This window comes from Salibaculum sp. (assembly GCF_035270045.1).
GTDB lineage: Bacteria > Pseudomonadota > Alphaproteobacteria > Rhodobacterales > Rhodobacteraceae > Salibaculum.
On the sequence record NZ_DATFIP010000031.1, the window covers coordinates 1 to 24,101 of the forward strand.

Annotated in this window: 25 protein-coding genes and 1 pseudogene; 18 read left to right on the forward strand and 8 right to left on the reverse strand. The window is 65.3% G+C overall.

What is annotated here, in order from left to right; genetic code table 11:
• Positions 1–454: porin (locus tag VJ897_RS04900; RefSeq protein ID WP_324053785.1), on the reverse strand; the 454-nt coding region annotated here is incomplete at its 3' end.
• 35 nt (positions 455–489) lie between these two features.
• Here VJ897_RS04900 and VJ897_RS04905 point away from each other — a divergent pair.
• Complete coding sequence (locus VJ897_RS04905) at positions 490–1,143, forward strand: YggS family pyridoxal phosphate-dependent enzyme (RefSeq protein WP_324053786.1); 654 nt, start codon at positions 490–492, stop codon at positions 1,141–1,143.
• Positions 1,144–1,196: 53 nt separating this feature from the next.
• On the opposite strand, the gene VJ897_RS04910 is transcribed toward VJ897_RS04905, so the two are convergent.
• The 3 genes from VJ897_RS04910 to ribA all read right to left on the reverse strand — a co-directional run bounded on the left by VJ897_RS04910 (position 1,197) and on the right by ribA (position 3,587).
• Positions 1,197–1,730, reverse strand: coding sequence for a L,D-transpeptidase family protein (locus VJ897_RS04910; protein WP_324053788.1), 534 nt, complete (start codon positions 1,728–1,730; stop codon positions 1,197–1,199).
• A complete protein-coding gene (locus VJ897_RS04915) occupies positions 1,703–2,431 on the reverse strand; it encodes a sterol desaturase family protein (RefSeq protein WP_324053790.1) in 729 nt (242 codons plus the stop codon). Before VJ897_RS04915 ends, VJ897_RS04910 begins: the two co-directional genes overlap by 28 nt.
• A 73-nt stretch (positions 2,432–2,504) precedes the next feature.
• Positions 2,505–3,587, reverse strand: a complete 1,083-nt coding sequence (gene ribA / locus VJ897_RS04920; protein ID WP_324053792.1) for a GTP cyclohydrolase II — start codon at positions 3,585–3,587, stop codon at positions 2,505–2,507.
• A 159-nt stretch (positions 3,588–3,746) separates the two neighbouring features.
• On the opposite strand from ribA, the gene VJ897_RS04925 reads away from it, so the two are divergent.
• Complete coding sequence (locus VJ897_RS04925) at positions 3,747–4,433, forward strand: response regulator transcription factor (protein WP_324053794.1); 687 nt, start codon at positions 3,747–3,749, stop codon at positions 4,431–4,433.
• 182 nt (positions 4,434–4,615) lie between these two features.
• Here VJ897_RS04925 and VJ897_RS04930 read toward each other — a convergent pair whose 3' ends face one another.
• Positions 4,616–5,509, reverse strand: a complete 894-nt coding sequence (locus VJ897_RS04930) for a hypothetical protein (protein WP_324053796.1) — start codon at positions 5,507–5,509, stop codon at positions 4,616–4,618.
• Positions 5,510–5,655: 146 nt separating this feature from the next.
• Between VJ897_RS04930 and VJ897_RS04935 the strand changes: the two genes are divergently transcribed.
• Positions 5,656–6,765: a THUMP domain-containing class I SAM-dependent RNA methyltransferase gene (locus VJ897_RS04935; protein WP_324053798.1), complete on the forward strand. Its 1,110-nt coding sequence runs from the start codon at positions 5,656–5,658 to the stop codon at positions 6,763–6,765.
• 255 nt (positions 6,766–7,020) lie between these two features.
• Positions 7,021–7,809 carry an exodeoxyribonuclease III gene (locus VJ897_RS04940; protein ID WP_324053800.1) on the forward strand — a complete coding sequence of 263 codons (789 nt, stop codon included), beginning with the start codon at positions 7,021–7,023 and terminating at the stop codon, positions 7,807–7,809.
• Here VJ897_RS04940 and VJ897_RS04945 read toward each other — a convergent pair.
• Complete coding sequence (locus VJ897_RS04945) at positions 7,806–8,333, reverse strand: GDSL-type esterase/lipase family protein (RefSeq protein WP_324053802.1); 528 nt, start codon at positions 8,331–8,333, stop codon at positions 7,806–7,808. The two genes, VJ897_RS04940 and VJ897_RS04945, sit on opposite strands and share 4 nt — an antisense overlap.
• 228 nt (positions 8,334–8,561) lie before the next feature.
• On the opposite strand from VJ897_RS04945, the gene trxA reads away from it, so the two are divergent.
• Genes trxA through VJ897_RS04960 form a run of 3 tightly spaced genes read left to right on the forward strand, consistent with a single transcriptional unit; the run spans position 8,562 to position 10,349 of the window.
• A complete protein-coding gene (gene trxA, locus VJ897_RS04950) occupies positions 8,562–9,479 on the forward strand; it encodes a thioredoxin (RefSeq protein WP_324053804.1) in 918 nt (305 codons plus the stop codon).
• Positions 9,480–9,519: 40 nt separating this feature from the next.
• Positions 9,520–10,164 (forward strand): LON peptidase substrate-binding domain-containing protein, encoded by a 645-nt coding sequence (locus VJ897_RS04955; RefSeq protein WP_324053806.1) that lies wholly within the window; start codon positions 9,520–9,522, stop codon positions 10,162–10,164.
• A gap of 32 nt (positions 10,165–10,196) precedes the next feature.
• A complete protein-coding gene (locus tag VJ897_RS04960) occupies positions 10,197–10,349 on the forward strand; it encodes a Trm112 family protein (protein WP_324053933.1) in 153 nt (50 codons plus the stop codon).
• A gap of 17 nt (positions 10,350–10,366) precedes the next feature.
• On the opposite strand, the gene VJ897_RS04965 is transcribed toward VJ897_RS04960, so the two are convergent.
• Entirely contained in the window at positions 10,367–11,620 is a 1,254-nt protein-coding gene (locus VJ897_RS04965) for a UbiH/UbiF/VisC/COQ6 family ubiquinone biosynthesis hydroxylase (RefSeq protein WP_324053808.1), read from the reverse strand.
• 50 nt (positions 11,621–11,670) lie between these two features.
• Between VJ897_RS04965 and VJ897_RS04970 the strand changes: the two genes are divergently transcribed.
• The 4 genes from VJ897_RS04970 to VJ897_RS04985 all read left to right on the forward strand — a co-directional run bounded on the left by VJ897_RS04970 (position 11,671) and on the right by VJ897_RS04985 (position 18,056).
• On the forward strand, positions 11,671–13,002 hold the full coding sequence (locus VJ897_RS04970; protein WP_324053809.1) for an amidase: 1,332 nt from the start codon (positions 11,671–11,673) through the stop codon (positions 13,000–13,002).
• A gap of 125 nt (positions 13,003–13,127) precedes the next feature.
• Complete coding sequence (locus VJ897_RS04975) at positions 13,128–14,312, forward strand: aminotransferase class I/II-fold pyridoxal phosphate-dependent enzyme (protein ID WP_324053811.1); 1,185 nt, start codon at positions 13,128–13,130, stop codon at positions 14,310–14,312.
• An 8-nt stretch (positions 14,313–14,320) separates the two neighbouring features.
• On the forward strand, positions 14,321–17,215 hold the full coding sequence (locus VJ897_RS04980) for a DNA translocase FtsK (RefSeq protein WP_324053935.1): 2,895 nt from the start codon (positions 14,321–14,323) through the stop codon (positions 17,213–17,215).
• 223 nt (positions 17,216–17,438) lie between these two features.
• The gene (locus VJ897_RS04985) at positions 17,439–18,056 is read left to right on the forward strand and encodes a LolA family protein (RefSeq protein ID WP_324053813.1); all 618 of its coding nucleotides are present in this window, start codon (positions 17,439–17,441) and stop codon (positions 18,054–18,056) included.
• Between the two features lie 22 nt (positions 18,057–18,078).
• Here the strand turns inward: VJ897_RS04985 and VJ897_RS04990 are convergent, their stop codons facing one another.
• Entirely contained in the window at positions 18,079–18,666 is a 588-nt protein-coding gene (locus tag VJ897_RS04990; protein WP_324053815.1) for a transglycosylase SLT domain-containing protein, read from the reverse strand.
• Positions 18,667–19,160: 494 nt separating this feature from the next.
• On the opposite strand from VJ897_RS04990, the gene hspQ reads away from it, so the two are divergent.
• From hspQ to VJ897_RS05030, 7 genes and pseudogenes are all read left to right on the forward strand, one after another.
• A complete protein-coding gene (hspQ, locus tag VJ897_RS05000) occupies positions 19,161–19,487 on the forward strand; it encodes a heat shock protein HspQ (protein WP_324053817.1) in 327 nt (108 codons plus the stop codon).
• Positions 19,488–20,225: 738 nt separating this feature from the next.
• Positions 20,226–20,480: pseudogene (locus tag VJ897_RS05005) on the forward strand (acetyl-CoA C-acetyltransferase); the annotation flags it as partial.
• Positions 20,477–20,929 carry a free L-methionine (R)-S-oxide reductase MsrC gene (gene msrC / locus VJ897_RS05010; protein ID WP_324053819.1) on the forward strand — a complete coding sequence of 151 codons (453 nt, stop codon included), beginning with the start codon at positions 20,477–20,479 and terminating at the stop codon, positions 20,927–20,929. The pseudogene VJ897_RS05005 and the gene msrC, both read left to right, overlap by 4 nt.
• Positions 20,930–20,945: 16 nt before the next feature.
• Positions 20,946–21,401 carry a pyridoxamine 5'-phosphate oxidase family protein gene (locus tag VJ897_RS05015; protein WP_324053821.1) on the forward strand — a complete coding sequence of 152 codons (456 nt, stop codon included), beginning with the start codon at positions 20,946–20,948 and terminating at the stop codon, positions 21,399–21,401.
• Positions 21,398–22,285 carry a homocysteine S-methyltransferase family protein gene (locus VJ897_RS05020; protein ID WP_324053822.1) on the forward strand — a complete coding sequence of 296 codons (888 nt, stop codon included), beginning with the start codon at positions 21,398–21,400 and terminating at the stop codon, positions 22,283–22,285. Before VJ897_RS05015 ends, VJ897_RS05020 begins: the two co-directional genes overlap by 4 nt.
• Before the next feature lie 76 nt (positions 22,286–22,361).
• Entirely contained in the window at positions 22,362–23,297 is a 936-nt protein-coding gene (rarD, locus tag VJ897_RS05025; RefSeq protein WP_324053824.1) for an EamA family transporter RarD, read from the forward strand.
• 47 nt (positions 23,298–23,344) lie between these two features.
• Positions 23,345–23,992, forward strand: coding sequence for an RluA family pseudouridine synthase (locus VJ897_RS05030; protein WP_324053826.1), 648 nt, complete (start codon positions 23,345–23,347; stop codon positions 23,990–23,992).
• Positions 23,993–24,101: the final 109 nt, after the last annotated feature.

Sequence of the window (24,101 nt, forward strand, 5' to 3'; positions counted from 1 at the left end):
CGTTCTGGCCGAGGTTATTGCTTGCAAAGCCGAATTCGATGTCGGCACCAGCGGTCAGGCCGTTGTCCAGGTCCTGGCTGAAGGCAGCGTAGAGATTGCCTTCCCAGTAAAACCCGTCGTTGTTGTCCGCGGAGGACAGCGGCGCGTCATCGTCATTGTAACCCAGCTCAGCGTCGCCGGAGAAGGAAACCTCGGCAGCAGCGGCGCCCGCGAAGGCGAAGACCGAAGCCGAAGCAAGAAGGATGCTTTTCATGTTTTGATTCCTCGTGTTTGCATTCCCGAGAATGCCAGTTGTCCCAGCATTGCCAGTGTCTTTGCGCGGAAAGCGGTGCACACTCAAGAGAATTGCCGGGGTGGCGAAGTGGCCCGGTCGAAAATGATGCAGCCGTGCCACACACCCCGGCGGGCAGATCGGCGCAGGCCCGCTTGCCAAACCGGCCCCGGTCTGGTCCAACAGGGTGATTTTGCCGCCGAAACAGGAGCTTGAACATGTCGCTGGCCGAGATTACCGAACGGGTGCAGCGCGCCGAGACCGCGGCCGGGCGGGCGCCCGGGTCGGTCCGGCTGATTGCCGTTTCCAAGATGCAGCCCGACGCCCGGGTCGAGTCGATTCTGCAGCAGGGTCACAGGATCTTCGGCGAGAACCGCGTGCAGGAAGCGGCCGGAAAGTGGCCCGGTTTCCGCGAGGCTTTCGACGGGATCGAGCTGCACCTGATCGGCCCCTTGCAGACCAACAAGGCCCGCCAGGCGATGGACCTGGCGCAGGCGATCCACACGCTGGACCGGCCCAAGCTGGCCCGGACCATCGCGCGGCTGGCGCAGGAGACGGGCCAGTGCCCCGACCTGTTCGTGCAGGTCAACACCGGCGAAGAGCCGCAGAAGGCCGGGGTGCTGCCCGCCCAGGCCGATGCCTTCGTGGCCGAGTGCCGTGGCATGGACCTGCCGGTGGCGGGGCTGATGTGCATCCCGCCCGTGGACGAGGAACCCAGCCTGCATTTCGCCTTGCTGGGCAAGATCGCGGCGCGCAACGGGCTGACCGGCCTGTCCATGGGCATGTCCGGCGATTTTGAACAGGCCGTGGCGCAGGGCGCGACCCATGTGCGGGTCGGATCGGCCATTTTCGGGGAACGGGATTACGGTTGACCTGCGTGTCGGCCCGGCCGGGCCGCCACGACAGCCCACCCGCCATCCCGGCGTCAGGGCACGATGAGGCGCGTCTGGTAGCGGATGTGCCGCGCCAGCCAGAGCAGGTGATCGGGCCGCAGGGCGATGCAGCCTTCGGTCGGGTAGCCGGGCCGCCGCCACCGGTGAAGGAAGATGGCCGAGCCGCGATGCTTGACCGGGTAGGGCCAGTTCCAGTCGGTCAGGATCACGAGGTCGTAAAGCGGATCGGCCCGGCGCAGGCGTTCATGTCCGTGCGGGTAGGGTGCGCGGACCATCAGGTTGTAGTCGGGCTGTGCGGGGTCATCCGACCACAGGTCGCCGGGCCTGATCGGCAAGGCCCAGTCCGCGGGCCGCGCCATCCGGTCGGGGCGATAGAGCATCCCCACGATGCCATGTGTGCCGCGCGGTGTCGCGCCGTCGCCCTCGCGCTTGCGGCGACTGAGGCCGCCCTTGCCGATCACGCAGGGCAGGCGGCGCCCGAGAAAGCGCAGCCCGGTCGGCGTCAGGACGATATCCCGCGGGGTCTGGCCGTGCTGGGTCACGCGGTGCGGCGGCGCGTGGCCCATTTCGGGAACCGGCCGATCCCGTGGGCCTTGCGGGCTGTCACGAGGCGCAGATCCTCGGGGTCCATGCCCATCGACAGCATGGTTTGCCGGTCGAAGCGCCCTTTCGCGTCCACCGCGTCGTGTTTCGTGCCGAACAGCCGATCTATCCACTCCATTCCGAAGCTGACGTGATACGTCGCCCTGTGGTCGTGGAAGTGGTGCAGCATGTGCCGCTGAGTTACACGCTTGCCGAACCGGCCCTTGGGCACGTTCAGATGCGCCAGCGTATGACAGTATTCGTAGAAGGCGAAGGCGCTGACCGAGCCCACGAAAAGCGCGGTCGCGGCGAAGAGAAGCGCCGGACCGAGGCCAAGGAACGGCCAGAGCACGAGCGTGTGCAGCGCGGCCGAAGCAAGGCCGAAGCGCACGGGGTACCAGTGATCGTCGCCGGTAAAGAACTCCGGGTCGCCGGGAAACTCGTGATGGCCGACATGGCTGCGGTAAAGCGCGTTGAAGGTCGGCTGATCCACGGGCGGTTCGCGGTGCAACAGGAACCGGTGCATCGCGTATTCCACGACGAACTGCACGGCGGCACCGTAGATGACCGCCAGCAGCAGCCAGGGCGAGAACCAGGCGATCATGGCCGCGAGGCCGGCGAGCCAGAAAGGGAGCAGCCTTTGCAGGCTGCCCATGTTCATCAAGATGCCGAGCGTCGGGATCATGGCGGGTCCTCCTCGCCGGGACGGTGACGCATCTGGTGGCTTCGGCTCAAGGGAAACGCCGCGTCAGGCCAGGCTACAACAGGTGGCCGGACTTGCTGGCCTTGGTCGCCAGATAGTGGTGATTGAAGCGGTTTTCACCGACCTTTAGCGGCACCCGTTCCACCACGTCGATTCCGCAGGATTCCAGCCGCTCGACCTTGGCGGGGTTGTTGGTCAGCAGGCGCACCTGCGAGAAGCCCATCTTGCGCAGGATATCGGCGCCGATACGAAAGTCGCGCTCGTCGTCCTCGAAGCCGAGCCTGTGATTGGCCTCGACCGTGTCGAAGCCCTGGTCCTGCAGCGAATAGGCCCGCATCTTGTTGGCCAGCCCGATGCCGCGCCCCTCCTGGTTGAGGTAAAGCAGCACGCCCTCGCCCGCCACGCCCATCTGGGCCAGAGCGCCGCGCAGCTGAGGCCCGCAATCGCATTTCAGTGATCCCAGCAGGTCGCCCGTGAAACAGGCCGAATGGAGCCGCGCCAGCACCGGCCTGGATCGGTCCGGGCTTCCGATCTCGAGGGCGTAGTGTTCCTCGGCGCCGTCCTCGGGGCGGAAGATGTGCAGGCGGCCGGCCTCGCAGACCTCCAGCGGGACCCTGGCATGGATCACCGGGGCCAGCGGGGACAGGTCCGTGGTCATGGCCGAGGCCGCGCCGATCAGCGTCAGCCCGTGATCGCGCGCCAGCCCCGCGCCGTCCGCGATCTGCACGACCAGCACTGCCGGGATCAGTCGCGCGGCCTTGGCCAGGCGGATACCCGCGCGGTGCAGCACCGCGTCGCCTTCGCGCCGCGCCACGAAGGGCCCCTTGATCGGCAGGCGCAGGTCGTCGGCGGGGTCTGCCACCGCCTGCACCCAGTCGAGGCCCGCCCCGTCTGGCACGGCAAGCCGGACAAGATCGCCATCATAGGCGGCGGTCTTGAGTGTCGTCGCGCGATGCTCGGTGATGGCCAGGTCGGCATGTCCCAGGGCCAGCGCATCGGCCAGTCGCTGTGGCCCCAGCGTCTCGACCGCCATGACGAGCGCAGCCCGCGGGCCGTCCGACAGCACCACTGGAACGCCCAGCCGCATGTCTGCGCGGGCGCGGGCCAGCATCTCGGTCAGGTCGGGGGCGAAGCTCATGCGTGGTCCTCTGGTGGTAATTCGGGATAGCTCCATTTGACAGGAAATGAAACATATCCGCCAGTGCTGACACGTCGGCGTGAACGCAGTGCAGCAATCCTTGCCCTTTGCCACGACCGGACGCAGATGCCTGGAAGGAAAAGTGAGGAGATCCGTGACATGGCGCAGCTCAAGAAAATTCTTCTCGTAGATGACGACGAGGACCTGCGCGAGGCGCTGGGCGAGCAACTGGTCATGACCGAGGAATTCGATGTTTTCGAGGCGGGAAACGGCGCCGAGGCCATGCAGAAGGCCAAGGAGGCGCTGTACGACCTGGTCATCCTCGACGTGGGCCTTCCGGATACCGACGGGCGCGAGCTGTGCCGCCTGATGCGCAAGCAGGGGGTCAAGTGTCCGGTGCTTATGCTGACAGGGCATGACAGCGACAGCGACACGATCCTTGGGCTGGATGCCGGCGCGAACGACTACGTTAGCAAGCCCTTCAAGTTTCCCGTTCTTCTGGCCCGCATCCGCGCGCAACTGCGCCAGCACGAACAGTCCGAGGACGCGGTGTTCTCCCTCGGACCTTACACCTTCAAACCCGCGCAGAAGATGCTTGTCACCGAGGAGGACCGCAAGATCCGCCTGACAGAGAAGGAAACCAACATCCTCAAGTTCCTCTACCGCGCGACCGAGGGCGTGGTGGCCCGCGACGTGCTGCTGCACGAGGTCTGGGGCTACAACGCGGGCGTGACGACGCACACGCTGGAAACCCACATCTACCGCCTGCGCCAGAAGATCGAGCCGGATCCGTCCAATGCGCGGCTGCTGGTGACGGAAAGCGGCGGCTACCGGCTGATGGCCTGAGAAATCCCGCAGGCGGCCGGGTCACGCCGCCACCCTCCCTGTTGGACTTGGCCCCGGAGTTTCTCCGGGGCCTTTTTTATTCCCGACCTGACTTTGCTTGTCATTCCCCGAGTACATGCCGCGCGATCACGCGGTCACCGGGTGGTTCTCTCGATGGCTTGGCTGGGAAAGCCTCTTCCATCTCATGACTGCGAGTAGATGGCGGGAAAGCCTGTTTCGATTTCCTTCCAGTACTTCGGGGCCAGGACCGGCGGGGTCCGCCGGCCCGGGTAATCGTTCTGACCGTGTCTGATCATGTAGCACATCGCCGGGAACGGAACGAAAGCGAGATCAAGCGCAGCCAACACGGAGACTTCCGCCAACCGGGTGTGCTTTTCGCAAAGCAGGTTATCCGCAAGAACCATGCCAATTCCGGTGCCCCGTTTATCGAAAAAAACGGCCAGGCAGGAGCCGCAGTTCTTGAAAAACGTGTTGTTCTCGATCCGCAACGGGAAGAGCGATCTATGACCCAGCGCACGGCCGTGGTGCATGTCACTGTCCAGCATGTAGCCCTGATCCAGGAGATAGCCCCGGCCATTGTTGTCACGCAAAATGTAATCCACCAGATCACGATGCGGGACATCGTCTGCATCCAGGCGGAACGCATAACCAGACGTCGGGCCATGGCGCTTGATATGTTCAATGATCTGGTGAATCTTGGCGGCACTGTCGTTCTTGCCCGTCTCACCGGTTTTCGCGATGAAAGGCAGATAGGTGATTCTTTCGTCCGGCGGCATCGCCTCGGGTTCATCCTGAGAGCAGACGATGGCTCTCCATTTGGTGTTGGATTGATGCACGAGAGAGCCGAGCGTTCTTGCAAGCAACTGGCAAACAACATTCCAATCCGGGGCGCGTTCTCGACCGATGAGAGGGATGCAGAAGACCACTTCTTCATCGCCCCGGGATACCGGGGGCCAGTTGGTCGTCAAGCGGTTCCTGATTTTCAAGCTACGCTCCTCGGCTTCACCCCAGCTAAGGACGCCCTTCATCTTCCTGCGGTATTTCAAACGCGTCAGGAGAAGCTTGCGGTGTTTCAAGATCGGAAAATCCCGAGTTCGGATCATGTCGCCCGGCCTGAAATCTGTTGTTTTCTGTGCTAACCGGACCGGATCGTCACAGTGTCATGATGCCGGGTCAAGCTTTTCCCATCGCCCAACCCGTCGTTCCTAGCTATGACGCCGTCATGGCCGACCGTTTCGAAATTTTCCTGCAAGCCCCGCCCGGTCTGGAAAAGACCCTCGCCGACGAGGCTCGCTCGGCGGGATTCTCCATGCCAGAGGCGCAGCCGGGCGGTGTGGCCTTGACGGGCGGCTGGCCCGAGGTCTGGCGCGCCAATCTGCAATTGCGCGGAGCGGACCGTGTGTTGGCCCGGATCGGGAGTTTCCGCGCCTTTCACCTTGCGCAACTTGACAAGAGGGCGCGCAAGTTTCCCTGGGCCGAGGTGTTTCGGACTGACATGCCCGTGCGGGTCGAGGTTACAACGCGTAAATCGAAGATCTATCACGCCGGGGCCGCGCAGCAGCGGATCGAACGGGCAATCGCGGAAACGCTCGGCACACCGGTCGACGACAAGGCCGGCGTGACGCTCAAGGTTCGTATCTTCGACAATCTGGTGACACTCTCGGTCGACACCTCGGGCGATCCCCTGCACAAGCGGGGCTACAAGGCGGCGGTGGGCAAGGCCCCGATGCGCGAGACAATGGCGTCGCTCTTCCTTCGCCAGATGGGCTATGCCGGGGATGAGCCAGTGCTGGACCCGATGTGCGGCTCGGGCACCTTCGTGATAGAGGCGGCCGAGATCGCGCTGGGCCTCGCGCCGGGCCGGGGCCGCCGCTTCGCTTTCGAGGATTTGGCCAGCTTCGACGCCACCGCCTGGGCGGCAATGAAAGCTGCACAAGTGTCGGGGCAGACCGACTTGGGCTTTTTCGGCTCGGACCGCGATTCCGGTGCGATACGGATGAGCGCCGACAACGCTGAGCGCGCCGGGGTCGCAGGGCTGACGCGGTTCGAGATGACACCGGTCAGCGCCCTGACCCGTCCCGAGGGGCCACCCGGTATCGTCATCGTGAACCCGCCCTACGGCGCGCGCATCGGCAACCTCAAGCCGCTTTATGCTCTGCACGGCAGCCTCGGCGCCGTGCTCAGGGAAAGGTTCACGGGGTGGAAGGTGGGGATCATTACCGCGCAGTCCAAGCTGGCACATGGCACGGGCCTGCCCTTTCTGCCACCCGGGCCACCGGTGGCCCATGGCGGGCTCAGGGTGAAGCTTTACCGGACTGATCCGCTCCGCTGAGGCTGCTGTCCCGGGCTTTTCAAAAAGCGTGACCCCTTGACCCAGATCAAGACATCGAATGCTGATGGCCGCTATTTTTCAGCCCGTTCCCGGTGGCGACGATGGCGTCGTCACCTCCCTGTAGGACTTGGCCCCGACGCGCTGCGCCGGGGTCTTTTTCGTCGGCCGGCGGGTGCATGGGCGGCGTGGGGATGGCAGGCTGGGGTTCCATCGGCTATGGCTGCCGTCAACGTCGCCCCCGTTCAGGAGTCTTTCATGTCTTTCACGCTTGCCACCTGGAACATCAACTCGGTCCGCCTGCGCGAGGGGCTGGTCCTGCGACTGATGCGGGAGGAGGCGCCGGATGTCCTCTGCCTGCAGGAATGCAAGTCGCCGGTGGACAAGATCCCGACCGAGCAGTTCCGCGCTCTGGGCTACACCCACATGGTTGCGCGTGGACAGAAGGGCTACAACGGAGTGGCGATCCTGTCGAAACGCCCCATCCGGGAGGCTGGCAGCCAGGATTTCGCCGCCCTGGGCCACGCTCGCCACATCGCCGGGCAACTGGACAACGGCGTCACAATCCACAACTTCTACGTCCCCGCCGGCGGGGACAAACCGAACCGTGAGGTGAACGAGAAATTCGGTCAAAAACTCGACTATCTGACCGAGATGCGCGACTGGTTCCACGGCGAGCGACCCGCGAAATCCATCCTGGTGGGCGACCTGAACATCGCCCCGCGCGCGGATGACGTTTGGGATCACAAGAAGATGCTCAAGGTCGTCAGCCATACGCCGGTGGAGATCGAGCACCTGGGCGGCGCGCAAGAGGCGGGCGCCTGGGTCGATGTGACCCGGGCCGACATCCCCGAGGGGCAGCTCTACAGCTGGTGGTCCTATCGCTCGCCCGACTGGGATGCCGCCGACAAGGGCCGCAGGCTGGACCATGTCTGGGCCACGCCGGATATCGCGGCTGCCGCCCATTCAAGTCGCGTCCGGCGCGACGTACGCGGCTGGGAAAAACCCAGCGACCACGCCCCGGTCTTCGCCATCTTCGATCTTTAGAGCGCACGTACCGTTTCGGCCACAGCCTTGCCCAGCCGGCGGTGGGCCGCGGCGTCGAGATGAGCGCCGTCAATTGGGCTGGCAGCGATGATCTGCCCGGCGTCGAGGAAGGCCGTGCCGCGGGCTTCGGCCAGGGCGGCATAGCTTGCGGCCAGTTGCGGACCGATGGCCTCGGCGCCGAAGAAATCGCCCTTGATCGGGCCGGTCTCGACCACCGGGGGCGGGCAGATGAGCAGAACGCGACACGGTCCGTGGCGAGCCTGCGTATCGGGGTTGAGCGCGATGTCCAGAAGTCCAGCGACCCCGGCCGTGATTCCCGCGACCGAGGGTGCGAAGCGGGTCTTGAGATCATTCGTGTCCAGCATGATCGTGATCGCATCCAAGGGCTGATGGCTGGCGAATGCGGCACGCAGGCCGCGCTGGCCGTTCATGTCGGGCCACATTGCGGGATCGGCATGCTCGGTGGTGCGCCCGGGCAATCCTTCTTCGACGAGGTGCCAGTAGGGGCCGAGATGTTCGGCCATCACCGTTGGCCAGCGTGCGCCGTAGGCCAGGCGTTCGTTGTGCGGGGGGGTGGCATCAGCGCGCTGGCATGGGTGTTGCTGTCCCCGAAGGTCAGAATAGTGGGCATCTGGCCTCCCTTTCGACCCAGACAGCCCCGGAACAGTGCCAGGGGAAACCCACCCCCCTTTCGCTTTGGTGCAAATCGCCCCATATAGGGCAGAACACTCCAGACAAGGCGGAGAAACAGGATGCTTGAACTTGGACAAGGCAACGCCGCCCCTGCGGGCGATCTGATCAAGGACGGTGACGATACCACTTTCATGGCCGACGTGGTCGAGGCCAGCCAGGATGTGCCGGTCATCGTCGATTTCTGGGCGCCTTGGTGCGGCCCCTGCAAGCAGTTGACCCCCGCGCTCGAAACGGCGGTGAATGCCGCCGGGGGCAAGGTGAAACTGGTCAAGGTCAACGTGGACGAGAACCAGCAGATCGCCGGCCAGTTGCGCGTACAGTCGATTCCGACCGTCTATGCCTTCCACCAGGGTCAGCCCGTCGACGGTTTCCAGGGCGCGCTGCCGCAAAGCCAGATCGACGAGTTCGTTCAGAAGCTGGCAGCCATGGGCGGTGGCGAGGGCGACGATGGCGGCATGGCGCAGGCGCTGGAAGCCGCCGACCAGATGTTGACCGACGGCGCGGCGGCGGATGCTGCCCAGACCTTCGCCGCCATCGCCCAGGAAGACCCGCAGAATGCCGCGGCCTTCGGCGGCATGGCACGCGCCTACTTGGCGCTTGACCAGGCCGACCAGGCCGAGGCCGTCATAAACGGCGTGCCCGCCGAGATTGCAGAGGCCCCCGAGATCGAGGCCGCCCGGGCCGCCATCGACCTGGCCCGCCAAGCAGAGAAGGCAGGCCCGATCGAGGATTTGCGCACCAGGGTCGAGGCTGACCCAAAGGATCACCAGGCCCGGCTGGACCTGGCCACGGCCCTACATGCCTCGGGCGATGCCGAGGCGGCGGTCAACGAGCTTCTGGAGCTTTTCCGCCGCGCGCCCGACTGGAACGACGGTGCGGCAAAGGCGCAGCTCTTCACGATATTCGAGGCGCTCAAGCCGAACGACCCGGTTGTGCTTAACGGACGCCGCAGGCTGAGTTCGATGATATTTGCCTGACGGCGTTGCCTGAAGGGGCCTTCGGTCTAATTTGCGTGTCATGGCGAACTTCCCGGACCTGCCCGCGACCATCCCCGTGTTCCCCCTGACGGGGGCGTTGCTTTTGCCGCGTGCGCAACTGCCCCTGCATATCTTCGAGCCGCGCTACCTGGCTATGCTCGAGGATGCGCTCAAGACACCTGAGCGACTGATCGGAATGGTGCAGCCCGGTGGAGCGGGCCGTGACGGCCAGAGATTGCACAGTATTGGCTGCGCGGGGCGCGTGACCGCCTTTTCGGAAACCGACGATGGGCGTTACATGATCACCCTGTCCGGGCGGTCGCGCTTCCGTGTCCGTCAGGAAGTCGAGGGCTTCACCCCCTACCGCCGTTGCGAGGTGGACTGGGCCGGTTTCGAAGCTGACCGCGGCAAGGCCGCTGAGACCGACCCGGGTTTCGATCGCGATGCGCTGTTTGCCCTGTTGAACCGGTATTTCACCGAAACAGGGCTGAGTACCGACTGGGACAGCCTGAAGGAGGCCGATCCCGAGCTTCTCATAAACTCTCTTTCCATGCTTCTGCCACTTGACCCCGAGGACAAACAGGCCCTCCTCGAGGCGCCATGCCTTTCGACCCGGCGCGAAACCTTGGTGACGCTGATCGAATACGCCCTGCGCGCCGGTGGCAGTGACGAGATGATCCAGTGATCGGGTCAGATCCGAACGCGTTCGACCGCAAGATGCTGGAGGCGCTGGTCTGCCCCCAGACCCACGCGATCCTGCGCTACGATTCCCAGCGGCAGGAACTGGTCAGCAAGGCCGCCCATCTTGCCTATCCGATCCGCGACGGTATCCCTGTGCTGTTGATCGACGAGGCGCGGCAGCTCGATTAGGGCGCTGCTGCCACGTGTCAGCCGCGCATTGATCGGGGCAGGTCGCCGGTCAGCCCCGCAGCCTCGCGAATGAAGCCCCGGCGCAGTCCCGGGACGGCATTGACCGCGCCCATCCCGAGATCCCGGATTGGTCTAAGAAGGGGATTGTCATTTGAGAACAGACGGTTGAAGCTGTCCGTCGCTAACGCCAGCGCGGCGGTGTCGAAGCGCCGCCATTTCTGGTAGCGCGCTAGCACCTGGGCGCTGGCTATGTCCTCGCCGCGCGCGCGGGCCTCGGTCAGAACCTCTGCCAGCGCCGCGACATCACGCATCCCGGCATTCAATCCCTGGCCTGCAATCGGGTGCATCCCGTGCGCCGCGTCGCCCACCAACGCCAGACGGTCCGCCACGAAGGCACTGGCCAGGGTCAGTCTGAGCGGATAGGCAAAGCGCTGACCTTCCAGCGCGATCTCGCCCAGGAACGACCCGAAGGCGGGGCGAAGCGCGTCCAGGAAATCGTCCGCCTCCATTGTCATGATCCGGTCGGCGCGGGCGGTCGTTTCCGACCAGACGATAGAGGACCGGTTGTCCGGCAGCGGCAGGATCGCCAGCGGCCCGTGCGGCATGAAGAACTGATGCGCGATGCCGCCCTGGGGCTTTTCGTGAGACACGGCGCAAACGATCGCGGTTTGTCCGTAGTTCCAGCCGGTGCGGCGGATGCCGGCGCGGCGTGCGGTGCCGCTGGCGCGCCCGTCGCACCCGACGAGGACACGGCCCGTGATCCTGCGCCCCGAGGCAAGCGTGACCGCTGCGTGATCGGGCGCGGTGCACTGATCGACCACGGAGTCCGCGTTCACCTGCGTGATGCGCGGTTCTTCTTCCATGGCGTTCAGCAGGGCCAGCCGTAGATGACGATCCTCGAGCATGTAGCCCATGGGGCCTTCCTCGATCTCGGCATGATCGAAATGAAGCATCCAGGGGGCCGGGCCGTCGCCGGCACGCCCGTCCGTGACCTTGATCTCCAGCATGGGCTGGCTGTTCTGCGCGACCCGGTCCCAGATCCCCAGATGGTCCAAAAGGCGGGTCGAGGCCAGCGCCAGCGCGTAGCTCCGCCCATCGAAATCGGACAGTTCCCGGGTCGCCTTTGGCAGGGCGTCGATCACGGTCACGCTCAGCCCTGCCCGGGCCAGCGCCAGCGCCAGCGCCGGACCATTCAGCCCGCCGCCAATGATCAGGATATCCGAGTCGTGTGTCATGGGGGGCAATATGCGCCACGTGTCGGGATTGTCCATGCGCCGCTTGGCCGCTAAGGTTTCGCCTGAACGGGGATGGAGATGCGGCGATGATGCAGGATGTGCGCCACAAGAGCGCGTGCGAACTCGGTCGGGCGATTGAGGCGGGCAAAGTTGATCCGTCTGATCTGACGGAAGCGTTCCTGGCAGCGATCGCGGCAAGCCCCCACGGCGACCGGATCTTTGCCCGAACCACCCCTGACCGGGCACGTGCCGAGGCTCGTGCCGCCAGTCAGCGCGCCCGGCTTGGCCAACGCCGGTCCTTGCTGGATGGCGTCCCCATCGGCTGGAAGGACAACTTCGATTGCGCCGGGGTCGCGACCGAGGCGGGCACTGCGCTTCTGGCCGGGCGGGTGCCCGAAGGTGATGCCGCGGTTTTGCGCAATGCCACGTCCCTGGGGCTGGTCTGCATGGGCAAGACCCATATGACCGAACTGGCCTTTTCCGGGCTGGGTGTGAACCCGATGACGGCGACGCCGCCCAATGTCCATGATGCCGATGCCGCGCCGGGCGGATCGTCCTCGGGCGCGGCCAGTGCCACGGCGCTTGGCCTGGCCGCCGGCGGGGTCGGGTCGGACACGGGCGGGTCGGTGCGCTTGCCCGCGGCCTGGAACGACCTGGTCGGCTTCAAGCCCACTCACAACGCCTTGTCGCTCGACGGCGTCGTGCCGTTGGCCGCTCGGTTCGACACGGTCGGGCCGCTGGCCCGGACGGTCGAGGATGCCGCGCACTTGTTTGCCGCCATGCAGGGGCGCGCGGGTCCTGATCTGCGCGGTGCCAAGCTGACCGGAGCCCGGCTCCTGGTGTTGGAAACGGTGGCCTGCGAGGGCCTCCGCGACGCCACCGGTACGGCCTTCGAACGTGCTGTCGCACGTCTTGAAAGTGCAGGTGTGCAGGTCGAGCGGGCGGCAATCCCCGCGGTGGCCGAGGCGCTGGAACTTGCCGGGATCATCTACACCTCGGAATGCTACGGCACTTGGGGCGGTGCCATCGAGGCAGCCCCGGACAAGATGTATGCCCCTGTGCGAGAGCGTTTCCAGGCTGGTCGAACGCATGGCGCCGCCGACTACGTCGCCGCCTGGCAGCGCCTGGACGCCTTGCGCGCCCAGTTCGCCGCTGCAACCTCCGGCTATGACGCGGTGATCTTTCCCTCGGCCGCGCTCGCGCCCCCGCGGACGGCGGACGTGCTGGCCGACAGTGCCCTTTTCGCGTCGGAAAACTTGCTGACCTTGCGCAATACCCGCATCGGCAACATGATGGGCCTTTGTTCCATCACCTTGCCCACGGGGGAGCCGTCCCGGGGGATCATGTTCCATGCCGGGCCGGGGCAGGACCTGCGTCTTCTGAGGCTGGCCGCAGCGGCCGAGGCCGCGCTAGCCTGACCCAAAAGCAACAGGTTTGCGGCGCAACCCCGCAAATTCGGGCCGAATTTCTGGACAAGACCGGCGCGCGCCGTCTACTTTCGTGACAAAGCAGCCCGCGGACGAGGCTGCATCTTGAGGCAGACATGGAATACCCCGAGCGGTTTTCGAACCTACCGGCCTATGCGTTTCCGCGCCTGCGGAGCCTGCTCGACCCCGTTGAACCGGGGGGCGAGCCGCTTGCCATGACCATCGGCGAGCCGCAGCACCCGTTCCCGGACTGGGTCGGTGACATCCTTTCAGCAAGCCTGTCCGGATTCGGGAACTATCCGCCGAATGATGGTTCGCCCGAATTGCTGGCGGCCATCTCGGGCTGGCTGCAGCGCCGATACTCCGTGACCGTCACGCCGGATCGGGTAATGGCCCTGAATGGCACGCGCGAAGGGCTTTACAATGCTGCCATGGCGCTGTGCCGGGAAAGCAAGGCGGGAAAGCAGCCTGTCGTGCTGACGCCAAATCCCTTTTACCAGGTTTATGCCGTGGCCGCGCTGTCGGTAGGGGCCGAGCCGGTCTTCGTTCCCGCCACCGGTGAGAGTGGCCACCTTCCGGATTTCGCGGGCCTTGATTCCGAGACTCTGGATCGGACAGCCATCGCCTATATCTGCAGCCCCGCGAATCCCCAGGGCGCCATCGCCAGTCGTGAGTACTGGGCCGCGCTTCTGGCGCTGGCCGAGAAGCACGATTTCCGCATCTTCGCCGATGAATGTTATTCCGAGATCTACCGTGACGCGCCGCCGCCCGGTATTCTCGAATCGGTGGCCGATACCGGGACCGACCCCGAACGGGTCGTGGTCTTTCATTCGTTGTCCAAACGGTCGAACCTTCCGGGGCTGCGGTCGGGCTTCGTGGCTTCGGGCCCCGAGAACATCCGCCGTATCCGCCAGCTGCGCGCCTATGCCGGCGCGCCGCTGCCGCTGCCGCTGCAACGGGTGGCGGAATGGGTCTGGTCGGACGAGACCCATGTCGATGAGAACCGCGCCCTCTACCGCGAGAAATACGCGCTGGCCGACGACATCCTGGGCGGCGTGCCCGGCTACCAAGGCCCCGAGGCGGGGTTCTTCCTGTGGCTGCCCGTCGCCGACAGCGAAGCGGCGGCCCTGAAGCTGTGGTCCGAGACGGGCGTGCGCGTCCTGCCCGGCAAGTATCTCAGCCGCCCAGGCACTGCGGGCGACCCGGGCGATGGCTTCATCCGTGTCGCGATGGTGGCCCCCAAACAAGATGTGCAGCGCGGCCTGACACGCATCCGCGCCTGTCTTTACGATCGAGCATGAGGAAGAACATGGCGTCCTACCAGTCCCGTCAAAGAGACCCGCTTCTCGACAGCAAGATGCAGGCGGCGCTTGAACGGCGTGGCAAGGAACTGCTGGGCATTGCCCTTGTCACGTTTGGGATCGCGGTGGCGATTATCTTCCTGTCCTATTCGCCCGAGGACCCCAGTTTCCTGGCCGCCACAGATGCCCCCGTCCGCAACTGGCTGGGGCGCTACGGGGCAATGATCGCGGCGCCGGTCTTCATGATCATGGGTTGGGCCTCGGTTGGGATCGCCATTGTGTTTCTGGCGTGGGGGATCAGGCTGGTCCTGCACCGGGTGCCGCAGCGCGGGCCGGGTCGGGTCGTCTTTGCACCCATCGCCGTGGCGTTGCTGGCGATCCACGCCTCTACCCTGACGACCGGGCCGGGCTGGGCGCACAGTTTCGGTCTGGGTGGGCTTTTCGGAGACACGGTGCTCTCGATCGCGCTGACAATGCTGCCGATGCCGACGGACTGGGCGCTCAAGCTGACGTCCGTAGCAACCGGTCTCGGCGTGCTTGTCGTCGGGACCTTCGTGCTGGGCTTCACCCGGCGCGAGGTCCGGTCGCTGGCCCGGCTACTCATTATCGGACTGGTGCTGTCCTATTCGCTGGTTCTGCGCGGGCTCGCCGGCGGCGCGAGGAGCATTGTGCGGGGCGGCAAAGCGCTGCGCGCCCGGCGGCAGGACCGCCGCGCCACGACGCTTGCGGACCGATCCGAGCCCCGAGCGGAGCCGTCCAACGTTGCCGACGCGGTCATGGTGCGCCGTGTGCCTTCGGCCAACTTGCCGCGCTACGAGGATTTCGACCCGGTCGATGATGACGTCCCCCCCCCCGCCCCGACACCCGAGGCCGGCGGACTCTTCGCGCGGATGCCCGGACGACTGCGCAGGCGCCCTGCCGACCCCATGCCCGAGCCCGAACTGGTCGATGACGTCGTTCCCGCCCACGATCTGCCCGCCGCCGATGATGACCGTATTCGCGCGCGGATCAGCGATGCCATCCGCGCCCGCAAGGCCCCGGCCGAGCGCACCGCACCAAGGCCCGGGGTGAATCCGGCGGTCAGCGCCGCGGTGGCCGGCCGCCAGGAGCCGCAGGTGACACAGCCCACCGGGCCGCAACCACTGACATTGCGCAACACGCAAGAGGCTCCGGGTGCGGAACTGCCGCCCGAGCCGCCCGTACAGGCCACGGAACAGGCGGTTCCCGACAGCGCGCGCCCCTTGACCGCCGCGCCGCTCTTCCAGACCGACGGCCCGGCCGCCGCTGAGCCGCGCAAGATGGTCCAGCACCCCGCGAAGAAGTCCGCGCCCCCATCGACGCAGGCCCGCGCCGAGGCTCAGCCGAGCCTGCAATTCGAGGACTCGGCGGCGGCCTATGAACATCCGCCGCTGAACCTGCTGACTTCGCCTGACGAGATCACCCGCCATCACCTGTCGGACGAAGCGCTCGAGGAAAATGCCCGGATGCTGGAAACCGTGCTGGACGACTACGGCGTCAAGGGCGAGATCGTAAGCGTGCGCCCTGGGCCGGTGGTGACGATGTACGAACTCGAACCGGCCCCGGGCCTCAAGGCCAGCCGTGTGATCGGGCTGGCCGACGATATCGCGCGGTCGATGTCGGCGCTTTCGGCGCGGGTGTCCACCGTGCCGGGCCGCTCGGTCATCGGTATTGAATTGCCCAACGAGAACCGAGAGATGGTCGCCTTCCGAGAAATCCTGTCGACCCGTGATTACGGCGACGGCAACCACAAGTTGCCGCTTGCGCTGGGCAAGGACATCGGCGGCGACCCGATCGTGGCGAACCTGGCCAAGATGCCCCACTTGCTGATCGCGGGGACCACGGGATCGGGCAAGTCGGTGGCGATCAACACCATGATCCTGTCGCTGCTCTACAAGCTGTCGCCGGACGAATGCCGCCTGATCATGATCGACCCGAAAATGCTGGAGCTTTCGGTCTATGACGGCATCCCGCACCTGCTGTCGCCGGTCGTCACCGACCCGAAAAAGGCGGTTGTCGCGCTCAAGTGGGTCGTGGCCGAGATGGAAGAACGCTATCGCAAGATGTCCAAGATGGGCGTGCGCAATATCGAGGGCTACAACGGCCGTGTCGCGGATGCGCTGTCCAAGGGCGAAATGTTCACCCGCACGGTGCAGACGGGTTTTGACGATGAGACTGGCGAGCCCGTCTTCGAGACCGAGGAAATGGCGCCCGAGAAGATGCCCTACATCGTCGTCGTGGTCGACGAGATGGCCGACCTCATGATGGTCGCGGGCAAGGAGATCGAAGCCTGTATCCAGCGCCTGGCGCAGATGGCCCGAGCCAGCGGCATTCACCTGATCATGGCCACGCAGCGGCCCTCGGTCGATGTCATCACCGGCACGATCAAGGCCAACTTTCCGACGCGGATTTCCTTCCAGGTGACATCGAAGGTCGACAGTCGCACGATTCTGGGCGAGCAAGGGGCCGAGCAGTTGCTGGGCATGGGCGACATGCTCTACATGGCAGGGGGGTCCAAGATCACGCGCGTGCACGGGCCGTTCTGTTCCGATGAAGAGGTCGAGGAAGTGGTCAACTACCTCAAGGCTTTCGGCCCCCCCGACTACAAGTCGGGTGTGGTCGAAGGGCCTGACGATGAGAGAGAGGCCAACATCGACGCGGTGCTCGGCCTGGGCGGCAACACCGGGGGTGAGGACGCGCTCTATGACCAGGCGGTTGCCATCGTCGCCAAGGATCGCAAGTGTTCAACTTCATATATCCAGCGCAAGCTGGCCATCGGCTACAACAAGGCCGCGCGCCTGGTCGAACAGATGGAGGACGAAGGCGTCGTGTCACCCGCCAACCACGTCGGCAAGCGTGAAATCCTGGTGCCTGAGCAGGCGTAGCGCGGGATCACCGGTCGCTCTGCGGAACCAGAAGGAGCACGCGTTCAATCAAGCCGCGGATTGCCGTGCCGGGGGTGAAAGTCTGGGGTGGGCTCGAAATGGTCGATCGTCACACCCGATATCCGATAACGACTGGCGTGAAATCGCCTAACAACATGCACGCGGCTATCTTCGGCCCTGTCCGACGGGTGCAAAGGCGCCTGCGCCACATTAGGTAGGTCCCATGAGCAAGATAACCCGACGCCTTCTTTTTCTCGCCGTTCCGCTGATCATGGCCGGGCTGACCGCCGCCCCGGGCCACGCGCGGCAAATCTCGTTGAACGAGATCTCGGGCTACCTGAACTCCTTCGACACCGCCGAGGGGGAGTTTACCCAGATCAACGCCGACGGTACGATTTCGACTGGGCGGATCTACATCCGGCGACCGGGTCGCATCCGTTTCGAATATGACCCCCCGGAAGAGGCCATGGTGATCGCCGGGGGTGGGCAGCTCGCGGTTTTCGACCCGCGTTCGAACACCGGGCCGGATCGCTACCCGTTGCGGGAAACACCGCTCAAGATCATTCTGCAGGACGATATCGACCTGGCTCGGACCAACATGGTCACTGCCCACACGAGTGACGGCAACACCACCAGCGTCACCGCCCAGGACCCCGAGAACCCGGACTATGGCAGTATCCAGCTGGTCTTCACGGACGACCCGGTGCAGCTGCGCCAATGGGTCATCACCGATGATACCGGGCGCCAGACGACGGTCGTGCTGGGTGATCTGGTCACCGGGGCGCAGGTGCCGAACATCCTATTCAACATCCAGGCCGAAATGCGCGCGTGGCCGGAATGAGCGGGCGGGGGCGCCCGGCGCTTCAGCGATAGGCCCGGCAGTTGCGCAGCTGCGCCTGGTAGAGGACAGCACGCTGGTCCACCTCGTCGGCGATGCGCATGAGCCAGGCCTTGCCGCGATAGCTGCCTCGGTTAAACCCGGTGCGCCCTTCGTGGTATGCCAAATACTGGTTGCGAGTATCGTCGAGCGAAACGCCCGTTTCCTCGACCGTGGCGGTCATGTACCAGCCCATGAAGTCGACCGCGTCGCGGATATCGGTGCGCCGCGCGCCGCGGCCTCCGCGATCGCGCTCGTATTCCGCCCAGGTGCCGTCCAGCGCCTGACTGTAGCCCAGCGCCGAGGATTGCCGCCCCGTCGGGATCACGCCCAGCGCGTAGACATGCGGCGGGCGGTTGTCCGAGATGAACTTGCTTTCCTGGTAGATCATGGCCATCAGGACGTGGGTGTCCACGCCCCAGCTGCGCTCTGCGGCGCGGAAGGCACGCGTGTAATGGGGCCGTTCCTCCAGGATGGAACAGGCGTTTTCCAGGTCACGGGGCGCGCTGCCCTCCCGGGCGCCACAGCTGCCAAGGATTAACAGGATCAGTCCGGCGCGAAAGAGTCTGCTCATCTGCCTCTCGCTGTCTTGTTTGTTTTGGTTACTCTAGCCGATCGCCGGCGCTCTGGGAATATGCGATCGCTGCCAGGCCGTTCACGAATGCGGGGATGAGCGGAAGATAGAGCACCGAACGCCGGGCCGACGCCAAGACGAGCCTTGCCACGGCGTTCGAATCCGCGCCGGGCATAGGTTCGCGCAGGACGTTGAGCGGCCAGCGCGGCCTGCGAAAGGGTCTCGAGGGGCTGTGCCTCGGTCGCGGGCTGCATCAGCGACACGAAGATCAGGCAAGGCACCGCGAGTGTCATCAACAGGCCGGCGAGGACCTGCGTCCGGCATTCGAACCCAGCTTGACAAAGGCAAAACCGATCGCCGTGAGCAGGAACGTCGGGGCCGAAACCCCGAGCACTGTCAGGGTGAGGTTCACAGACTGTTTCCCATGATTTATGCCCCGATTCATGGACATCGGGCGCTGTTCGCTCTAGTAGTCAGGGAGGGGCTGAACGACCATGATGAAAATGCGCGCCAAATATTATCTCGGGCAAGTCGTCCGTCACCGCAAGCATCCGTTTCGCGGTGTTGTATTCGATGTCGATCCCGAATTCGCCAACACCGAGGAATGGTACCAATCCATCCCTGAAGAGGCGCGACCCGCGAGGGACCAGCCATTCTACCACCTGTTGGCCGAGAACGACCAGTCCTACTACGTCGCCTACGTGTCTGAGCAGAACCTTGTCGCGGATTATTCCGGCGAGCCGGTGGATCACCCCGATCTGGGCGAGCTTTTCGGCCCATTCGAGGACGGGTACTATCCGCTGCATTTCCAGTTGAACTGAGGCCCGGTCTCTCGGCCTCAGTACTCAAGGCGACCCCTTCATCGCGCGGCTTTCTAGCCCCGTCGAGGGTGCCATCGGGTCGGGTGCGGATGGCCTGGGCGCCGCCGATGGGGCTTTGTGCTCTTGGCGGGCCGCGCACCGCAGGGGCGCGCGAAATCCCTGGCCGGTCAGGGGCCGCATACCGGCAGGACGTGCGCCTGTCCCTGACCGTGCAAGGCTCTTAATGACCGGGCCGCCTCGGCATCGAAGACGGTGGCCTGCGACCCGAGGTGTCGAGCGCCCGCGCCTCGTCCGAGCCCGGCAGGGAAAACAGGCAGCACAAGGCATCGCCGCCGGTGCGTGTGAATTGCGGCTCGCGGATTCCCAGGGACGCTACTCCGCTATGGACGCGTCCAGGGCATTTCCGCCCGTTCAAGCAGGTCGAGGGCCAAGATGGTGTCCTAGGGGTGCGACGGGGCGCGACTGCCGTTCTTGGCGAAAACCGCCGCCTGGCCAAGAGATGGGATATCGTGAATGGAACGCCTCTGGTCCCCCGCTCCCGCCTCGGATACCATCAGCACCTGAAAACAGGAAGACCTCGGCGCCACGCACTGGGTGGGGGCTGTTCACGCGACGCCGAGGGAAGCCTATGCAGCTACAGCTTCGTTGATGCCGGGGATTCGCGGCGGGGGCTTGGTGGAATTGCGGCGCTTTTGCGGAATCTGCCGCCGCATCGAACGGGAGAGAGAAAAACGCGGCGAGGCACCGGGATGGTTCACCACCGCGCCGGTGCCGGCGGCGCGCGAACTGCTGAAATGGATCGGTTGGTCGGTCGAGGATATGATGAACCACAACGGCGGTGCCGGCGCGCTAGGCCATACCACCAGAGCTTCTGACGCCTGCGTCATCGTGACCCTGCTGCATGCGCTTGAGGCGCGGGGCTTGCAGCGCGGAATGACCGCAATCCGGATCCGCGGGGACGTGGGCACGGCCATCGCAATGGAACTCACATGATCGACTATCCGGCGCTTGCCGGGACCATCGCCGCGCTGACCGAGGGCGAGACCGACGTGGTCGCCTTGATGGCGACGCTGGTCTGCGAAATTCACCACGCAGATGATCGCTTCGATTGGACCGGCTTCTACCGTGTGACCGAACCGGGCCTTCTCAAGATCGGCCCCTACCAGGGTGGGCACGGCTGCTTGCAGATCCCCTTCGACCGTGGCGTCTGCGGCGCCGCTGCGCGCACGGGCGCGGCGCAACTGGTTCCGGATGTCGAGGCCTTTGAGGGCCATATCGCCTGTGCCAGCTCGACCCAGTCGGAGCTTGTGTTGCCGGTATTCGACAAGGCCGGCAGGGTCATCGGGGTGCTGGACATCGATAGTGACCGGCCCGACGCCTTTGCCGAAACCGACGCCCGGGAACTGGCCGCCATCCTGCGGGCGGTTTTCGGCGCACCATGACGAGGAGGACGGCCAGGTGATCAATGACCACGTTCGCGACACGATCGACCGCTTTCCACTGGGATTCGTCGCCACGGTGACGCCGGGTGGCCGCCCGGCAGTCTCTCCCAAGGGGACTTTTCTCGTGTTGGATGGAAGGACAATCGCTTTTGGCGACATCCGGTCTCCTGGCACGGTTACGAACCTGACGGCCAACCCCGAATGTGAAGTGACTTTCGTCAACATCCTGACCCGCAAGGGCGCCCGCCTGCGCGGGCAGGCCCGGATGCTGCGTTGCGGAACCGAAGGGTTCGAGGCTCTCATCGGCCGGTGGCAAGACACCTGGGGCACATTGGCGGACAGGATCGGAACGCTCGTCATGATTGACATCGAGGCGGTCAAGCCTCTCACTAGTCCTCCCTACGACGACGGCTCCACCGAGGAAGAGATGATCGCCGCCTACAAGGCCAAGCTGGCGGGCATGTATCCATGAGGGTCACGCTTCTGGATGGCGGCATCGGACAGGAAATGGTCAAACGGTCCGGGGACAGCCCCACGCCGCTCTGGTCCACGCAGGCGATGATGGACCACCCCGGTTTGTTGCAAGCGATACACCGAGATTATTTCGATGCCGGCGCCACCATCGCCACGACAAACACCTATGCCATCCTGCGGGATCGGCTGGTGAAAGAAGGCATCGAGGACCGCTTCGAGTCGCTTCAATCCGCCGCCCTTGCCGAGGCCCGCGCCGCCGCCCGGGGACGTGGCCGCGTTGCCGGTGCCATCGGCCCGCTGGTTGCGACCTATCGTCCGGAAACCCACCCGGCCCATTCAGAAGCGGTGCCGCAATATGCAGAGGTCGCTCGGAACATGGCCGATCGGGTGGACCTTGTCCTGTGCGAGACGGTCGCTTCCCTGATCCATGCCCGCGCGATCCTTGAAGGTGCGCTGGCGGCCCGCAGGCCGGTCTGGGTCAGTTTCACCGTGGACGACGAGGACGGCAGCCGACTGCGCTCGGGAGAGCCCGTGACCGAGGCCGCGCGCGCCATGGCCGAGGGGGGAGCCGACGCGATCCTGGCCAACTGCGCTGCCCCCGAAGCGATGCCCGCCGCCCTTGATGCCATCGCGCCCGCGGGGTTGCCCTGCGGCGCATACGGCAACGCGTTCACCTGCATCACCAAGGACTTCCTGCGCGACGATCCCAAGGCGGATACCCTGCAGGCCCGCCGCGACATGGGGCCAGCCCTCTATGCCGATCACGCGCTGTCCTGGCTGGACCATGGCGCGACTATCCTGGGCGGCTGCTGTGAGACAGGCCCGGCCCATATAGCCGAGATCGCCCGCCGCCTGTCCGTCGCCGGGCACGAGATCGCCTGAATCGGAGGCATCACGAAACGCGCGCCCCGGGATCGCGAAAATGAATGGTCCGACGGCTTTTCAATCCGGCCGCCCCATGCGCCTATGGGCCGCGATGGAGGCGCCTTTGACCGACACCGCGATCCGGCCGGATGAAGACACACCTCAGGGTCTGGCCTTGGCTGGCTCCGCCTACATTCTATGGGGGCTGCTGCCACTCTACCTCAAGCTGGTGTCACATCTCCCCGTGACCGAGGTGCTGACCCATCGCGTCCTCTGGGCACTTCCCATCGCGGGGGCCGTGCTGGTGGCCAGCCGGCGGACCGTCGATCTGCGCACGGCCCTGGCCGATCGGCGCACACTGCTGATGGCAGGGCTGACGGCGCTGTTGCTCTCGGTCAACTGGGGGATCTACGTCTATGCCATCGCCACCGACCGGGCGCTGGACGCCGCGCTGGGCTATTACGTCAACCCGCTCTTCTCCATGATGTTGGGGGCGATCCTTCTGGGGGAGCGGCTGCGCGGTTCGCAGTTGATCGCAGTGGGGCTGGCCGCACTGGCGGTTCTGATTCTGTTCCTGGATGCCGCGCGCCCGCCCTGGATCGCGCTCGGCCTGACCGGAAGCTGGGGTATCTATGCCTATTTCAAGAAATCCCTGCCCGTTGGCCCGAACCAGGGATTCTTCCTCGAGGTTCTGATGCTCCTGCCCATCGCTGTGATCTACCTCGGGTGGCTGACCGCGCAGGGCGAGAGCCATTTCCTGGCCACCGGAACCGACACCCTGCTCTTGCTGGGCTGCGGTCTCGTCACGGCCGTGCCGTTGCTGTTCTATGCCAATGGAGCCAAGCTGTTGCGCCTGTCCACCATCGCGATCCTGCAATACATCGTGCCGACCATGGTCTTCGCGATCGCCGTGACCCTGTTCGACGAGGTGATGGGCCGCGCCCGTATGGTGGCCTTTCCACTGATCTGGGCCGCGCTTGTTATTTATACCGTGCCGCTGGTGCGTCGGATGCGCCGGCCGCCCCGATAGGCTTGCCCCCGGGCGATGCCTGCGCCAAGAGGGGTCCGGAGGCCCCGATGAGAGTTTCATACGATCCGCCCGACACGCCGCTGGAGATCGTCCACGACGACCACGAGATCCTGCTGGTGGACAAGCCCGCCGGCCTGCTGTCAGTGCCGGGCAAGGGTCCGCACCTGGCCGACTGCCTGCTGGCGCGGGTGCAGGATGCCTTTCCGCAGGCATTGCTGGTGCACCGGTTGGACCGGGATACCTCGGGCCTGATGGTCTTTGCCCTGACACCCCATGCCCAGCGTCACCTGGGCCAGCAGTTCGAGAAGCGCCGGGTGAAAAAGACCTACGTCGCCCGCGTCGAAGGGCGGCTGACGCCCCGCACTGGAATTGTCGACCTGCCGCTGATCGTGGACTGGCCCAACAGGCCCCGCCAGAAGGTAGATCACGAGACCGGCCGGCAGGCGATGACGGACTGGCGCGTCGTCAGAGCGGGCGCGGCCGAGAGTCGCGTGCGGCTGATGCCAAGGACCGGGCGCAGCCATCAGTTGCGCGTTCACATGATGGCACTCGGTCACCCGATTCTGGGCGATCCCTTCTATGCCCGTGGCGCCGCGTTGGATCATACGCGTCTGATGCTGCATTCCGAGGCCCTCCAATTGCGACACCCCGACGGGGGCAGAGGGGTCCGGTTTCGCGCGAAATGCCCGTTCTGACCGACACGGCAGCGCGTTTGGACGCTGTCAGCGCGACACCTTGTCACCGTCGGTGGGCAAACCGCCCCTCGGGGGCTGGCATACTTAGAACGATTATATATGTAGACCT